Raw genomic sequence first — 15,980 nt, 5'->3', positions numbered from 1 at the left:
GATTTACCATTATATTAATTTAAGTCTGGAGGATGTATTTCTACCTCCTCTGGACTTAAGATGAGATGGAATTTACTTTTTTTGTATTAAAATATATTAAATAACTTTTTATTGAGAATATTCTCTTTATATTTGTCGGGAGAATATTCTCAATAAGTTTTGAATTTAGTTCTCATGCCAAGAAGAAAGACTTTAAGAAAAATTGTTGCTCCACCAAAATTTCAAGGTTATAAACCTTTTGGAATTAACGGTGATTCAAATGGAGTTGTAGAGTTACTTTATGAAGAATATGAAGCGATTAAATTAGCTGATTATGATCTTCTGAATCATGATGAGGCTGCAAAATTAATGGGAGTATCTCGACCAACGTTTGCACGAATATATGAAAGTGCCAGACGAAAAGTTGCAAAAGCATTAACTGAGGCAAAAGAAATAATAACTGTTTATGGTAATGTAGAATTAGATGGAATTTGGTTTTTATGTACCAAATGCAATGCAAAATTTACAAAGCCTTCTTCAGTTGAAAATACCAATTGCCCGGTGTGTAAATCATCCTTAACGGAGATGATTAATCAATAAGAGATTAAAAAATTATTTAGCCATAATAAGTGGAGTTGAAATTTTTTATAGGGTAAATATCCTGAATAAATCATTTTCAATTGTACTTTAAAATTTTAATACATGAAGACAGTAATTACATCCACAGGGAATTCTTTAGGTTCCGATTTTGACTTACGATTCGGTAGGGCAGCATGGTTTTGTTTACATGATGAAGAGAGTGGGGAATGTACATTTATTGAAAATGTAAATGCTGACGATAGCAATGGGGCAGGATTAAAGGTGTCGGAAAGAATGGTTGAATTGGGAGTTGGTAAGGTGATAAGTGGAGATTTTGGCCCAAAAGCAAAGGATCTTCTGGATAAATTTAATATTCAGATGGTTATCCTTCAAAATGAAGGTGCTACCATTCAAAATATTTTAGATAAGTTAAAGTAGCGTGTTTTATATCGATGTGACAGGGTGTTTAGTAATTTTTTATAAGCATTTACTTTATAATTCTAGTGCTTTCAAATGGCTTCTTCATTTTCTGATAGTATAGAATGTTGTCTGATATAAGTTATTGATGCTTACAAAATATAATATGATAGTTTACGGTTTTGCTACCAAACACTCTGTTACTTTTCTTTTGCCATATAAAAATCAAAAAATATTTAAAGATGAATAAGAAAATTGCTATTCCAGTAAATGAAGCAGGAATTTTAGATAGTCATTTTGGACATTGTAAGTTTTTTGCTTTGGTTTCAGTTGTTGATGGTGAAATAGTTTCAGAAGAAAAAATTGTTCCACCACCTCATGAACCAGGTTTATTACCTCGATTTTTATCGGATAAAGGTGTTACGGATATTGTAGCAGGAGGTATGGGACAAAAAGCCATTCAATTGTTTCAATCCAATGGAGTAAATGCGTTTGTGGGAGCTCCTCAACTTACAGTAGCAGAATTGATTGATGGTTTTTTAACTGAATCGTTGTCATTTACAGCCAACTACTGTGATCACTAATTGTTACAGAACTTCTGTAATCAAGGCATTCTGTGCACAAAAATAATATGGGTCCCAAATATCTTCACTAAGACTTATATATCTAAGCAGAGCTGTCCTAATTATATTGGTTAACTGGTGCTTCGCCCAGACCTGACTTCATTTTTTGTCATACCACAAAAAACAGAAGCAAAAAAAGGCTAGGCTGCATCCACTTCTCTCAAAAAACTACGATTATTTGACTGAAATCGTTTAAACTCGTTTCACTCAAACAAAAACGATTTTTAATCGTCAAGCTAATCTTGTTTTTTGGTTCACTGGCTGAGGCCGATATAGAACCTACTAAAGAAATGAAATATTCTTTTTATTTAGGACAGATGTGATATCTAAGAAATCTTTTCGTCTCAATTTATATCTAATACTCTGGGCGATTGTAACGTCTTGATGTAGAAATGTAGGTTTGTGGTTATAGTCTTGGAATCATAGAAAGTAATTTATTTGTAAAAGTATAATAAGAAAAATCATCAATGAGCTATAAAATAGCAATAGCAAGCGGAAAAGGTGGAACTGGAAAAACTTCTGTTGCAGTCAATTTATATCATTTTTTGGCTCGTGAGTTTACCGGAAATATTCAAATTCTGGATTGTGATGTAGAAGAACCCAATGATTTATTGTTTTTTACAGAACATAAGCAGGGTTTGCAGGAAACCATAAATCAATTGATTCCTGAAATAGATGCGGAGCTTTGTACTTATTGCAGAAATTGTTCTGAGTATTGTGAATTTAATGCTTTAACTATTATACCTCCGGTAAAGTTTATTCAGGTAAATGATGTATTATGTCATTCATGCGGAGCTTGTTCTGTAGCTTGTACTGAGGAGGCTTTAAAAGAAGTGAAGCATTCTATTGGTACAGTAACAAATTATGATTTGGGTTTGGGTAAAGGATTACTTGAAGGTAAATTACGTATAGGTTCTGCAATGCAAACTATGTTGATTAAGGAACTGAAAAGCAGAGCTGATTCCAATTGTGATATTCTGATATTTGATGCGCCTCCTGGAACTAGTTGTTCAGTTGTTCAGACAGTTGTTGATGCAGATTTTGTAGTGCTGGTTACAGAGCCAACTCCATTCGGATTGCATGATTTAAAATTAACTATTGAGTTGATGAAGGATTTGAACAAAGATTTTGGAGTAGTTATTAATAAGGCGGGTTTGGGATCAGGCGAAACACAAGAATATCTTGTTCAAAATAATATTGAAATTTTGGGTGAGATTCCTTTTAAACGTGAGTTTGCAGAATTGTATGCAGAAGGTTTATTGGGGGATCATATGTCAGAAGATCTAAAAAGTGATTTCATAAAGATTGTAAATGTTTTAGGGCAAAAAATTTTAGTAAATGAAGGAAATTACCATTCTTAGCGGTAAGGGAGGAACCGGGAAAACATCATTTACCGCAGCATTGGCAAGTGTGGCTCAAAATGCTGTTTTGTGCGACAATGATGTGGATGCTGCTGATTTACATTTGTTGTTGCAACCTAAAGTAATGGAATCATTTGCTTTTGAAAGTGGCTGTTATGCAATTATAAATGATGAGAGTTGTAGTGGTTGTGGTTTATGTTATGAAAACTGTCGTTTTAAAGCAATTGATTTACATGAGAATGGTTCTTATTCTGTTAATACTTTCCTTTGTGAAGGATGTAAATTGTGTGAAAGAATTTGTCCGGAACAGGCTGTTTCTACAAAAGTGAATAATAATAATTCCTGGTATATATCATCAACCCGTCATGGAGTAATGGTACATGCCAAAATGGGACCAGGAGAAGAAAATTCTGGTAAGCTGGTTTCAAAAATCAGGAGCAAGGCCAAAGAAATAGCCAAGGAAAATAATGCAGATTTTATTATTAATGATGGACCTCCCGGAATAGGTTGTGCTGCAATATCATCAATTTCAGGAACAAATCTGGTTGTATTGGTTACAGAACCAACTAAGTCAGGATTAAACGATGCCGGCAGGTTAGTGGAGCTGGTAAAATCTTTTAATATTCCTGTAGTGGGTATAATTAATAAAGCAGATATTAATAGAACGATAAGTCATCAATTGGAGACTTTTTTTTATAAAAACAATATTTCTCTATTGGCCAAAGTTCCTTTCAATAGGCAGTGGGTTGAATCTATGGTAGCAGGTAAAACTATTGTTGAGTTTGCACCTGAATCAGAGTTAAGCCAGCAGATTCAAAATGTTTGGAAGAGTATAACAGAGAATTAGATTAAGTATTTGAGATGATTATAGATGAATTTAAATTACGACCAAGGTATGACGAAGTCGATCAAATGGGATATGTATACCATGCCAATCATGTTTCTTATTGTCATCAGGCACGTACAGAATTATTGCGTAAGTTTAATATAAATGATTTTGAATTGGAAGAGAAAGGGTACATGTTACCAGTTATTTCTTTCAATATTCAATATAAAGTACCGGCAAGGTATGATGAGCTTTTAACGATTAAAACTACCATAAAAGAATTACCAAAGGTGAGATTTCAGTTTTATTTTGAGATCAGAAACCAGGAAGGGAAGTTAGTCAGCAAAGCAAATTCTGAGGTTGTGTTTGTAAACAGGAAAACCAGAGTACCTATGCAGGTGCCTGATTTTGTATTTAAAGTTTTGGAAAAAGAGTTTGAAGCATCACTATCCTTTGAAAGGAATTAGTATTAAAAATTTATGGGAAAGGTTGGGTTTCCTATTATTTCAAGTTGCAGTATTACGATAGCTTTTATGTTTTGTTTGTGCTATCTAATACTGCACTTTTGTATTAATTTTATTCTGTTAAAATTTAGTGAGTTAAATAATATTGACTTCTTTTTCAATTGAAATTCCGAATTTTTCCAAAACTGAATTTTCAATCTCAGAAGCTAATTTTAAAATATCTTCACCATTGGCCTTTCCTGTTTTATTAATCAAAACCAAGGCTTGTTTTTCATGAACTGCAGCATCTCCAATTGATTTGCCTTTCCAATTGCATTTGTCAATCATCCATCCAGCAGCTATTTTTACATGAGTGTCAGATACAGTGTATATTGGAGCATCAGGATACTTTTGTTGGATATTTTCACTCAGTGTTTTTTCAATAATTGGGTTTTTAAAGAAGCTACCCACATTTCCAAACAAGTTGTGATCCGGTAATTTAGATTCTCTTATCTCAATGATCGCTTTTCGGATATTTGTTAAGCTTAAACCTCCTAGTTCTTCAACTTTAGCCTTTACATCTCCATAATTAACATGGAAATCCTCATTTTTACTTAACTCAAAACAAACCGAAGTAATAATTACATTTCCTTTATGTTCGTTTTTAAAAATGCTATTTCTATAGGAGAAGTTACAATCCTTATTTTTTAAACTAAAAGGATTTCCACTATCTAAGAAAATGCCGTTAACATGAGTAATAACATCTTTTACTTCTACACCGTAGGCTCCAATATTTTGTACCGGGCAAGCTCCAATTGTACCTGGAATTAGAGAAAGGTTTTCAATGCCAAAATAATTGTTCGACACGGCCCAATGAACAAATGCATCCCACTCAACGCCTGCACCAACTTCTACCCAGACTTTATGTGGAGTTGAATCAAGAATTTTAATATAATCAATAGCAGGCTTTATTATTAATCCTTGATAATCTTTTGAAAATAAGATGTTGCTTCCTCCTCCCAGAATTAAAATATCAGCTTTGTCAACAATGTTATCATTGATCAATTCTGTTAATTGATTGGTGTTTTGAGGTGCAGAAAAATATTTTGTTTTTACATCAAAATGAAATGTATTATACTGTTTTAGCGAGAAGTTTTCCTGAATAATCATGTAATAGTTTCCTATTTTTTGTTTTCCATGTAATACCTTTCGGTATAATAATTATAACCACCAGCATTATTGGCTAAATCATTTAAAATGAAACCAATATTGTCAATGCCTTCAGAAAGAAGGTTTTGTATGGTGTGTTTAAAGTGTTCTTTATTCGTTTTAGCTGATCTCACCACATAAAGATGACAGCTACTGTATTCCATTAATACTCTGGAATCTGCAACAACGCCGATAGGTGGAGAATCTACAATAACAACATCAAATCTTTCTTTCAGTGTTTTGAATAATTCTGCAGTATAGGATGTTGCAATTAATTCAGATGGATTTGGAGGTATTGCCCCTGAAGGTATAATACTTAGGTTTTCAACTTCACCAGAATATAGTATATCATCAACAGAAGATTGACCAATCAGGTAATTGGATAAGCCATCATGATTGTGATGACTAAATATTTCTGTTAGTCTGGGTTTTCTTAAATCAAATCCAACCAATACAGTTTTTCTACCGGAAATGGCAAAAGCCGAAGCTAAATTTAGCGCACAGAATGTCTTTCCCTCGCCGGTATTTGTAGATGTAATTGTTATTACCTGTGCATCCTTTGCGGGGCACATAAATTTAAGTTTTGTTCTTAATGCCCTGAATGATTCCGAAATGTTGGATAGTGGTTCTTCGTGAATTACATTGTTATGAGCTCCTTTGTATTGAGGAATATAACCAATGACAGGAATAGAAGAACATAATGAGGCAAGATCTTGCTTATCTCTGATTTTATTGTTTAAATACTCTTTTAACACAATGATTGCGATAGGTAAAGCAAATGCCAGCATTAGCGCTTGTTGGGTATTCTTTTTTCGGTTTGGAGAAACAACCCCACTTATTGCAGCTTCATCAATGATTTCATTATCTGGAGTATTAGATGCCTTTGTGATTTGTGTTTCACTTTGCTTTTGTAATAAAAAGGTATAGATGGCATCATTTAATTTGTATCCTCTTTCAACATCAAGGTATTTTCTTTCTAATTCAGGTAGTTGATTCATTTTCAAGGCCAACTCCTGCATTTGATGTTTGATCTTGTTCTTTTCTATGCTTATGTTTTCAATTAGTTTATCCAAAGCAGTCAAAAGGTTTTGTTTACTGACTTCAATTTTTCTTTCCAACTCGTCAAGGTAAGGATTGATTTCAGCTCCATCGGCCTGCGTTAGTTTATGTTCGTTTATCAAGCCAAGTAATTCAATTACCAGATTAGAAATTAAACTGTTGGCATTTTCAGAAAAAGCAGGCAAGAGGTAATCTTCTCCCAGAGGATTATTGATAACCTGATTATTTAAATTTTTATAATATTCTTCACGCAGTTTAATCAGGTTAAGTTCTTTTTCAAATTCAAAGTATTGGTCAGCCAAGCGGGTTGTTAATTCTGTTGGAGCACTAAATACATTTGAGCGTCTGAAATTCATTAATTTTTCCTGTGCGCATTTTAAACTATCCGCAACCTTAATAAGTTGGTTGTCGATGAATTGAATGGTTCGGGATGCAATTTCATTCTTTCGTTCTAAACTTTGTTCTAAATATACTTTGGACAAGGCATTCAGGAAGTTTATTATTTTTTGTGTATTTAATCCAGTACTGGATATGTAAATAATAGAACTACCTTCTTTATAAGGAGAGACTGAAATTTTACCTCTGTAATAATTTGCTAACCAATCATGAGATCTGAAATAAAAGTAATATTCAACCTCAGGTTTTAATTCTGATTGGTTACTAATTACTTTAAAATTGCCAAATGGAGTATTAATTTCATCTCCCCAGTTCATTGTTTTACTAAATGAAATATGTCCGCTACCTCCATGATTCTTTTCATCCTTAAAAGAATGGAGTAAGGCATTTTCTGTTTCAATAGTAACGGTAACTTTGTTGTTGGCCTCTGGCTTAATAAAAATGGGTGTGTTTAATATTTGCGCATGAGTTGAATCCATTTCAACAGAAAAAGGACTCCTGCTATACATATCGTAATCCATCAATACGCCATTGCTATAAATATCTATCGCAAAGTCAAGTTGATCAATAGCTCTTTTAACTACTTTTTTAGAACGCAGTATGATGGTCTGATTTTCCAGACTTTTCATTTCAGGTGATAATCCAAAACCTTCAATTAATTCAGCTCGTGAAATACTTTTGGGTTCATCACTTTTGAGCATTACAGTTACTGTTCCTCTATAAGTATTTTGTGTATATCTGTTGTGTAAAAATAATACGGTTAAACATATGGGAATGGATATAGCAAACAAATACCAGTTTGAGAGTGCCAGTCGAAATATTTTTCTGATATCTGGTAATCCATCCGTTTTTGTTTGGTTTTGATTTGTGTAATTATGTTTTTTGGTATTGTTTTCCACAAGGTTAATTTTAATGAATAAAGAGCAATAAACAGACGAAAGGCTTTAGATGTATAAGGTCTGAACATCATTTTTTAAAGCTTCCAAAGCTTTTCTGAAATGATAGGCAGTTTCATTTTGATATTGCTCTAATAGTGTTTTTCCTAATGCAATAGCAGGATCCTCCGGCTTAACATAGCCTGCTGAGATGTTAACTAACCGAACCATCTCTTCTTTTGCTTTTTTTACCAGATCCCAGGTCGCTGAAGGTAAATATACCTGCATGGCAATATTATGTTCAAATTCAGTTCGTATAGTTGATAATAAATTTGCCTGAAACTGTTTACAGTTTAAAGTAGGAGATTGCTCTCTGATAACAATTGATTCTGCATTAATTCTTTCCAGAAATAAAGTAAGACGCTCGTAGGCGGCTAATCGAGTAGGTAATGATTCCTTAAATTTACCCAATAAAAACTCTTGTCGTTTGCGCTCCAGATCGCTTTTTAAAAACCATCTTACCAGAAAGATTGATGTAAAAAAAACAATAAGTGATGGCAAAATGTATTTTATTACCTCAAGAAAAACATCCATAATCTTTAAAATGTTACTTTTGCACTCGTTTATGGAATGAAATTATTTCATACCAAAATATTGGGTGAAAATAGCAGTATTTGTTATGATTTGCAACAAGCCTTAAATATAAATATAAGGCATTGTAATGTAACGGTAAAATTAGAAAAGATAAACATATGAAACGAACATGTAAATTTTACGATCTAAATTCACTCATAAGAGGATGAAATATGGTGTATTCATGATCAACTCTGAATGTGAAAATAAGTGAATAGTAAATTTATTTGTGAGTTCCATAAGGCAATTAGAAGTAAAAGATAAACCTATGAATATTTCGGAAAGATTAGCTAATGTAAATGAGTCGGCTACTTTGGCCATGTCGCAAAAAAGTCGTGAACTTCAAAGTCAAGGTCATGATGTGATTAACTTGAGTATTGGTCAGCCAGATTTTAATACTCCTGACCATATTAAAGAAGCTGCAAAAAAAGCTATTGATGATAATATTTCTAAATATACGCCAGTTGCAGGATTACCGGTTTTAAAGGAAGCTATTTGCACTAAATTTAAGAGAGATAATAATTTAAGTTTTAACCCATCGCAGATTGTTGTTTCTAATGGAGCCAAGCAATCGATTGCCAATGTTTTACTAAGTTTAACTGGTCCGGGCGATGAGGTTATTATTCCGGCACCTTATTGGGTAAGTTATATTGAAATTGTTAATCTGGCTCAGTCTAAAAGTGTTGTTGTTGAGGCAGGAATAGAGCAGGATTTTAAAATTACTCCAGAGCAGTTGGAAGAAGCTATTACAGATAAAACCAAAATTTTCTTGTTTAGTTCTCCTTCTAATCCAACAGGAAGTTCATATACTAAAGAGGAATTAGAGGCTCTTGCTAAAGTTTTTGTAAAATACCCACATGTAATTATTGTTTCAGATGAAATTTACGAACTGATTAATTTTGATGGAAAGCATGAAAGTATTGCTCAGTTTGAAGAATTAAAGGATCGTGTTGTGGTGGTTAATGGTGTTTCAAAAGGATATGCCATGACAGGATGGAGAATTGGTTACATGGCAGCACCACAGTGGATTGCAGATGCATGTAATAAGTTGCAGGGACAATTTACATCAGGAGCTTGCTCTATCTCACAAATGGCTTCGGCTGCAGCCTTAAATGAAACACAGGAGCCTTCTATGCAAATGAAAGAAATATTTAAAAGAAGAAGAGACCTGGTAGTTAAGATGGCGCAAGAGATAGATGGATTAAAAGTAAATAAACCTCAAGGTGCGTTTTATTTGTTTCCGGAAGTGGATAGTTTCTTTGGAAAATCTTACGAAAACTATACTATAAACAGTGCTTCTGATTTGGCGTTGTATCTATTAGAAACCGTTTATGTAGCTACCGTTACAGGTGAGGCTTTTGGTAGCCCTAAGTGTTTAAGATTTTCGTATGCAACTGCCGATGATTTGTTAGTAGAAGCAATGAAGAGAATTAAAATAGCGTTAGATCGACTTCAGTAATATTTTGTCATCAGTTCTCAGTTGTCAGTTTACATTCTTTTGTATACTGCTATCTGAGAACTGCCGACTAATTACTCGTTTTCTTTTAGTCTGGCGTCCTCGCATCTTAAAATACGCCCTTTGTATTTATCAATCATACCGTAGTTATGAGTGGCCATAATTACAGTTTTCCCCATCTCCGAAATTTTCTGTAAAAGAATCATCAGTTCGTTTGTTGTTTCTGGATCCAAATTACCTGTTGGCTCATCCGCCAGAATAAGGTCTGGTTCATTTAGCAAGGCTCTGGCAATACCAATACGCTGTTGTTCACCACCAGAAAGTTGGTGTGGCATTTTATATCCCTTGTGAAGCATATCAACCTGGGTTAAAACTTCACGAATACGAGTATCCATCTCTTTCTTGTTTTTCCAGCCGGTTGCTTTTAAAACAAAATCAAGATTTTCATAAACGGATCGATCGCTTAATAATTGAAAATCCTGAAATATGATTCCCATTTTTCTTCTTAAAAAAGGAATATTTTTTGATTTTACCTTTTTTAAGTCGTAACCAACAGCAAAAGCATAACCTTCAGAAATAGTTACTTCTGCATAAAAAGTTTTCAGTAAACTGGATTTTCCACTTCCAACTTTACCTATCAAATAGATGAATTCACCTTTTTTTACTTCCAGGTTAACATCTTTAAGTACAATGTTTTCCCTGTGTCTGATTACAGTGTTTTTTAATTCAACTATATTGCCGTTTTTATTTTCTATTGGTACGTTTTTTTTGAAACTCATTTTAAGATAAATCTGAATAAAACAACATTATCAGAAAAGTTTATGTTTTAGACTAAAAATAAACTTTCCTGAAAGTATTTTAAATAGTTCCGCTATTTCAACACTTCAGTAGATTTTGCTATAAAGCTGATTCTAATACTTATAAAAAAGCTTGAGCTAATTTTATTTTTTGATAATAAGCATTTTGTAAATCAGTCTTTTGTCTTTTATCTAAAATCTAAAGATTTATTGATATTAAATATTTTGTGAAAATAGAAAAATAAATTGTGATTTAATGGCGTTTCATTATAAACTAATAATCTATACTAGGCCAAAGTCTAATTTTTATATCTTTAAGGCCGGAAAATATAATGGTTATAAGTTGGTATAATACTTGTAAGCCAAAATTACTGTAATCTGAAGAAAAAGATATTATTAATGATAAATACAAAATTTCTATCTGCAACCATTCTGGCTTTATTTATAAGCCTATCTTTATTCTCCCAGCAATCACTAGGATTGACACAGCCGGAAAGAGCCTTTGAAAAGGCAATGGAATTATATCGATTGAATAAATTTGGTTCAGCAAGGGACCAGTTCGAGAAGATTATCAGGCAATCGGTTCCCGGCGAATCCAATCAATACGCTATGGCATGTTACTATCAGGCAGTGTGTGCTAAAAATCTGGAAAATGGAGATGCCGAATACTTATTTGAAAAGTTTATCCTTGATTTTCCTGAGAGTAATAAACGTTCATTTGCCTACTTCCATTTGGGCGATATGAAAATAAGTAACCGTAAATATAAACAGGCTATTCGTAAGTTTGAAGAAGTGGATGAGGCTAAACTGGATCAGGAAACCAGGTATGCTTTCTTCTTTAAAAAAGGATATGCCCATTTTATGGAGGAAGAGTACGATGTTGCCAACAGATATTTCTACGATTTAAAAGATGTGGATAATAAGTATTACGATGCTTCGAATTATTATTATGCACATATTCAATATCAAAAAGGAAATTACGAAACAGCTTTAGAGGGCTTCGAAAGATTAAAAGATGTTCCTTCCTTTAAAAAGTTAGTGCCTTTTTATATTGCTCAGATTCATTATTTAAAAGGTGATTATGATGAGGCAATAAATTACGCTTTGCCATTGATGGAAGAAGGTTCAAAGGAAAGAAAAGCTGATATGGCAAGAATAGTTGGTGAATCGTATTTTGCTAAGAAAAACTATGCTCAGTCAACAGAGTATTTTGAAACTACCATTAACTTATCAGCTAAACCACGACGAGAAGATTATTATCATTTAGGGTTTGCCTACTATTATCAGAATAATTATGATAAAGCAGCTGAATATTTGAGTATGGTTACTTCGTTAAATGATGAGATGGCTCAAAATGCTTATTATCATTTGGCAGATTGTCATTTAAGATTAAAAGATAAGAAAAGAGCCAGAGTGGCTTTTGAAGCAGCATCTAAATTAGATTTTGATAAGGATATTCAGGAAGATGCATTGTTTAATACCATCAAATTAAATTATGAGCTGAATTATTCTCCATTTAATGAAATAATCAATTCATTTTTAAGTTTTATTGAAAAATTCCCTGAAAGTGATAAAATTGATTTGGCCTACGATTATTTGGGTAAAGTATTTTTAACCACAAAAAATTATGAGCAGGCGCTTGATGCTCTTGAAAATATTAAAATTAAAAATGCACGGGTTTATCAGGCCTTACAAAAAGTTGCTTACTACAGAGCCATTGATTTATTTACCAATTTGAGTTTTAGTGAGGCTATTAAGTACTTTGATTATAGTTTAAAGTACGGACAGTATAATAAGGAATTAAAAGTTAAATCTTATTACTGGCGTGGTGAAGCAAAATATCGTTTAGGTCAATATGCCAATGCTGTAGAGGATTACAATACATTTATACTTACTTCAGGAAGTTTTGGTACTGATTATTTTGGGTTGGCTCACTATAATATTGCCTACGCAGAGTTTAAAGAAAAGAACTATGAGTCTGCAAAAAGCTGGTGGCGTAAGTATATTAATATTGAAAAAAATAAGTCAACTTCAACAGTTGGTGATGCATATAACCGAATTGGAGATTGTTATTTTGTACAAAGAGATTTTCAACAGGCTATCAATTACTACGAAAAAGGGAGTATGATTGTAGCTGCTTCTCCGGATTACTCTATTTACCAGAAAGCAATCTCATTGGGTATTTTAAAACAGCACGAAACAAAGATTTCCGAACTTAATGGTTTGATTAACAAATATCCTAATTCAAACTATGTGGATGATGCTTTGTATGAAATGGGAAAATCGTATGTTTCCATGGGCGATTTAAATAATGCCATCAGAAAATACAAGACGATCAAAGAAAAATATCCAACCAGTAGTTATTCTAAAAAGGCTATGCTTCAATTAGGTTTGGTGTATTATAATTCTAATGATTATGATAATTCAATGTCTTTTTATAAGCGAGTTGTGAATGAATTTCCAGGAACTCAGGAATCTATAGAATCATTGTTAGGTATCCGAAATATTTATATGGACAGAAACGATCTGGATGGTTATGTGGCTTACACTAAAACATTAGGAAGTTTTGCTCAGGTTGATGTCCGTGAGCAGGATTCTTTAAGTTATGTAACTGCAGAACGATATTATATGGAAGGGAAATGTGAACCTGCCATTAAGAGTTTCCAGAATTATCTGAACAGATATCCACAGGGGATGTTTGTTCTGAATGCCAATTATTATATGGCCGATTGTCTTTATAAGAATGGTGAAAAATATGATGCATTAAGAGCTTACACAGAAGTTACCAATTCCGGTAAAAACTTATTTACAGAAGATGCTTTAATTCGTTCAGGAGAGATTAATTATAGCATGGATAAATATAGTGAAGCGCTAACAGCCTTTGAGCAATTGGAACAAGTGGCAGAGATTAAAGAAAACCGTATGGAGGCTCGTATTGGAGTAATGCGTTGTTGCTATAAGCTGAATGATTTGGATCAAACCATTAGTGCTGCAGAGGAGGTGATGAATTCACCTAAGGTAGCAGGAGAAATAGTTAGAGAGGCCAGATATTACAAGGCTGGAGCATTAATGGCTAAAGGACAACAAGAGTTGGCTGTTAAGGAATACGAAATATTAGCTCAAAATCCACAAAGTGCCCAGGGTGCCGAAGCAAAATATATTATTGCTCAGTATTATTACGATTCAGGCGATAAGAGTAAGGCAGAAAATGAAGTGTTTGAATTAGCTAATAAAGGTACTTCTCATCAATATTGGTTAGCCCGAAGCTTTGTGTTATTATCAGATATTTATATTTCCAATAATGAATATTTTCAGGCAAAACAATACCTGCAAAGTATTGTAGAAAATTATAAAGGAGATGATGATATTAAAGATTTGGTTCAGTCTCGACTAAAAACTGTGGAAGAGAAAATGGCAGTATCCTCGGCTAAAGAATCCGTAGACACCTTAAATATTCAATAATTTAATTCTGTAAATAGAAATTGTACTTACGATGAAGAAAAATTATATATATATACTACTTATACTTTTTATAATATCATTTGTTTCTGTTAATGCACAGGAATTAAATAAAGATGTAAAGGTTGTAAGAGAATATAATCCAATTATTTCCGATGCATTTAAAATTAATAAATTGCCAGTAGATGAAGTAGATTCAGCTACATTTAATCCAAGCTTTTCTTATGATATTCTTTCAAAGGCAATGGCTTCAGGATTGGCAATTGAACCTATAACTGCAGCAAGATTAAAACCGGAAAGAAAGACCGTATTGGATAAATCCTATATCAAAGGAGGATTAGGTAATTACGTAACTTTGTTTGGTGATTTAAATTATAATGTGTTGCGATCAGAAGAGTACGCATTAGGATTAAATGTGGGACACTTAACATCTAATGGAGATATAAAATTGGAAGATGACAGTAAATCGGAAGCTCCAATTCATGACACTTATGCATCACTTTATTTCAGAAGGTTTTGGGATGATTATACACTTTCATTAGATGCAGAGTTTGATCATAATATTTACGATTATTATGGTTTTCAAAACATTGATGAAACGTTGGCTTATTATACTGACATGATGGATCCTGCTTCTAGTACATTAGGAAGCAATCTGATGGCGGATAGAAAGCAAAGGCTAAGTTCATTTGGATTAAATGTTGGCTTTGGAAATAAAGTTGTGGAACCGGATGATGTTGCCTTTAAAGCCAATTTGAAATATCAAACATTCAGTAATATTACAGGAGTTGGTGAAAATGGTGTTGGACTAAACGCTAAAGCTAAAATCTATTTTAATGATATGTTTTTGGATATAGCCGGAGGTTTTGATTACTATGGAACCTCGGTACCAGACTCTAATAGTCCGTTATATGGATTCATGGACAGAAGCATGACTGTATTAAATATTTCTCCTGCCTTAGGATTCGTTTTTGAGGGAATTGATTTTAAAGTTGGGTTAGATACGTATAGTTTATTAGGTGGACAAGATGAGGAAAGTGGTTTTAATATTGCACCACATGTAGAGGCTAACCTGGTTATTGCTGATGGAATTGTTAGTGCTTTTGCAGGTGTGCAAGGAGACTATGATATCAATAACTATCAAAAAATACAAAAAGAAAACAGGTTTGTAGCTGCTGATGTAAATGTTAGAAATAGTTTTAACGGACTGCATTTCTTTGGTGGTTTAAAAGGAAACTTCAGTTCGCAAACCAGTTTTGTTGCACGAGTGGATTATTCAATGTTTGATGATGAGCATTTTTATGTTAATAGATGGTATAGCACCGAATTAGCAACATCTTCTGCGATCTCTACTTATAGTCAAACAAATATATTTGATGTGGTATATAGTGATGGAAGTCTGTTGACTTTATCGGGTGAATTAAAATATGAGCCATCTCAAAAGATGAATGTATTGCTTAAGGGTAAGTATAACGGTTATAACCTGGATCAAATTGAGGAAGCATGGCATAAACCGGAAGTCGAAGTTGGTTTAACAGCTAATTATGCTCCTATAGAAGACTTATGGGTAAACTTGGGTGTTTATACTATGGGAAAACGTTTTGCTTACGATGCAGCGACTCAAGAGGCAAAGGAGCTTAAGTCAGTTATTGATATTAATTTGGGTGCTGAATATACAATTAGTTCAAAGTGGACTATGTTTGCCAACTTAAATAATGCTATTGTTTCTAAATACTATCAATGGAATGGATATCCAATGCAAGGATTAAATGTTAGGGTAGGAGTTGGATATTCCTTTTAAGCAATTCCAGATACAATTTGAAGGAATTATATAATTTTAAAAAATATAGATGAAACGTCATAAAGAT

General features: G+C 33.1%; 13 protein-coding genes. 9 read left to right on the top strand and 4 right to left on the bottom strand.

The genetic code is table 11. The features are described from left to right. Positions 1-174 precede the first annotated feature (174 nt). From OM075_RS14705 to OM075_RS14680, 6 genes are all read left to right on the top strand, one after another. Positions 175-579 (top strand): DUF134 domain-containing protein, encoded by a 405-nt coding sequence (locus OM075_RS14705; RefSeq protein ID WP_301191289.1) that lies wholly within the window; start codon positions 175-177, stop codon positions 577-579. Positions 580-681: 102 nt separating this feature from the next. Further along, entirely contained in the window at positions 682-996 is a 315-nt protein-coding gene (locus OM075_RS14700; protein WP_301191288.1) for a NifB/NifX family molybdenum-iron cluster-binding protein, read from the top strand. Positions 997-1,217: 221 nt separating this feature from the next. Then, a complete protein-coding gene (locus OM075_RS14695) occupies positions 1,218-1,559 on the top strand; it encodes a NifB/NifX family molybdenum-iron cluster-binding protein (protein WP_301191287.1) in 342 nt (113 codons plus the stop codon). Positions 1,560-2,065: 506 nt separating this feature from the next. Then, entirely contained in the window at positions 2,066-2,959 is an 894-nt protein-coding gene (locus OM075_RS14690) for a P-loop NTPase (RefSeq protein WP_301191286.1), read from the top strand. Continuing rightward, on the top strand, positions 2,937-3,806 hold the full coding sequence (locus OM075_RS14685) for a P-loop NTPase (RefSeq protein WP_301191285.1): 870 nt from the start codon (positions 2,937-2,939) through the stop codon (positions 3,804-3,806). The genes OM075_RS14690 and OM075_RS14685 overlap by 23 nt, the downstream gene beginning before the upstream one ends. A gap of 14 nt (positions 3,807-3,820) precedes the next feature. Then, positions 3,821-4,252, top strand: coding sequence for an acyl-CoA thioesterase (locus tag OM075_RS14680; protein WP_301191284.1), 432 nt, complete (start codon positions 3,821-3,823; stop codon positions 4,250-4,252). A gap of 132 nt (positions 4,253-4,384) precedes the next feature. On the opposite strand, the gene murB is transcribed toward OM075_RS14680, so the two are convergent. The 3 genes from murB to OM075_RS14665 are packed head-to-tail and all read right to left on the bottom strand — an operon-like array spanning position 4,385 to position 8,361. Next, positions 4,385-5,398, bottom strand: coding sequence for a UDP-N-acetylmuramate dehydrogenase (murB, locus tag OM075_RS14675; protein WP_301191283.1), 1,014 nt, complete (start codon positions 5,396-5,398; stop codon positions 4,385-4,387). An 11-nt stretch (positions 5,399-5,409) separates the two neighbouring features. Beyond that, positions 5,410-7,791, bottom strand: coding sequence for a GumC family protein (locus tag OM075_RS14670; protein WP_301191282.1), 2,382 nt, complete (start codon positions 7,789-7,791; stop codon positions 5,410-5,412). Positions 7,792-7,836: 45 nt separating this feature from the next. Further along, positions 7,837-8,361: a DUF7935 family protein gene (locus OM075_RS14665; protein ID WP_301191281.1), complete on the bottom strand. Its 525-nt coding sequence runs from the start codon at positions 8,359-8,361 to the stop codon at positions 7,837-7,839. Positions 8,362-8,668: 307 nt separating this feature from the next. On the opposite strand from OM075_RS14665, the gene OM075_RS14660 reads away from it, so the two are divergent. Beyond that, on the top strand, positions 8,669-9,859 hold the full coding sequence (locus tag OM075_RS14660; protein ID WP_301191280.1) for a pyridoxal phosphate-dependent aminotransferase: 1,191 nt from the start codon (positions 8,669-8,671) through the stop codon (positions 9,857-9,859). A 71-nt stretch (positions 9,860-9,930) separates the two neighbouring features. On the opposite strand, the gene OM075_RS14655 is transcribed toward OM075_RS14660, so the two are convergent. Beyond that, positions 9,931-10,635 (bottom strand): cell division ATP-binding protein FtsE, encoded by a 705-nt coding sequence (locus OM075_RS14655; RefSeq protein ID WP_301191279.1) that lies wholly within the window; start codon positions 10,633-10,635, stop codon positions 9,931-9,933. A 417-nt stretch (positions 10,636-11,052) separates the two neighbouring features. Between OM075_RS14655 and OM075_RS14650 the strand changes: the two genes are divergently transcribed. Both OM075_RS14650 and OM075_RS14645 read left to right on the top strand, forming a co-directional pair. Continuing rightward, positions 11,053-14,115 carry a tetratricopeptide repeat protein gene (locus OM075_RS14650; RefSeq protein ID WP_301191278.1) on the top strand — a complete coding sequence of 1,021 codons (3,063 nt, stop codon included), beginning with the start codon at positions 11,053-11,055 and terminating at the stop codon, positions 14,113-14,115. Positions 14,116-14,146: 31 nt separating this feature from the next. Next, complete coding sequence (locus OM075_RS14645) at positions 14,147-15,913, top strand: TonB-dependent receptor (protein ID WP_301191277.1); 1,767 nt, start codon at positions 14,147-14,149, stop codon at positions 15,911-15,913. Positions 15,914-15,980 lie beyond the last annotated feature (67 nt).

Origin of the sequence: Plebeiibacterium sediminum, assembly GCF_026013605.1 — a bacterium.
Classification (GTDB): Bacteria; Bacteroidota; Bacteroidia; order Bacteroidales; family Marinilabiliaceae; genus Saccharicrinis; species Saccharicrinis sediminus.
The sequence above is the reverse complement of the archived record's forward strand: the minus strand, read 5'-3'. Positions and strand labels throughout refer to the sequence as shown.

Coding starts and splice junctions, on each gene's coding strand:
- OM075_RS14705 (WP_301191289.1), top strand. CDS start 175: ATGCCAAGAAGAAAGACTTTAAGAAAAATTGTTGCTCCACCAAAATTT.
- OM075_RS14650 (WP_301191278.1), top strand. CDS start 11,053: ATGATAAATACAAAATTTCTATCTGCAACCATTCTGGCTTTATTTATA.
- OM075_RS14645 (WP_301191277.1), top strand. CDS start 14,147: ATGAAGAAAAATTATATATATATACTACTTATACTTTTTATAATATCA.
- OM075_RS14665 (WP_301191281.1), bottom strand. CDS start 8,361: ATGGATGTTTTTCTTGAGGTAATAAAATACATTTTGCCATCACTTATT.
- OM075_RS14660 (WP_301191280.1), top strand. CDS start 8,669: ATGAATATTTCGGAAAGATTAGCTAATGTAAATGAGTCGGCTACTTTG.
- OM075_RS14700 (WP_301191288.1), top strand. CDS start 682: ATGAAGACAGTAATTACATCCACAGGGAATTCTTTAGGTTCCGATTTT.
- murB (WP_301191283.1), bottom strand. CDS start 5,398: ATGATTATTCAGGAAAACTTCTCGCTAAAACAGTATAATACATTTCAT.
- OM075_RS14655 (WP_301191279.1), bottom strand. CDS start 10,635: ATGAGTTTCAAAAAAAACGTACCAATAGAAAATAAAAACGGCAATATA.
- OM075_RS14690 (WP_301191286.1), top strand. CDS start 2,066: ATGAGCTATAAAATAGCAATAGCAAGCGGAAAAGGTGGAACTGGAAAA.
- OM075_RS14685 (WP_301191285.1), top strand. CDS start 2,937: ATGAAGGAAATTACCATTCTTAGCGGTAAGGGAGGAACCGGGAAAACA.
- OM075_RS14695 (WP_301191287.1), top strand. CDS start 1,218: ATGAATAAGAAAATTGCTATTCCAGTAAATGAAGCAGGAATTTTAGAT.
- OM075_RS14680 (WP_301191284.1), top strand. CDS start 3,821: ATGATTATAGATGAATTTAAATTACGACCAAGGTATGACGAAGTCGAT.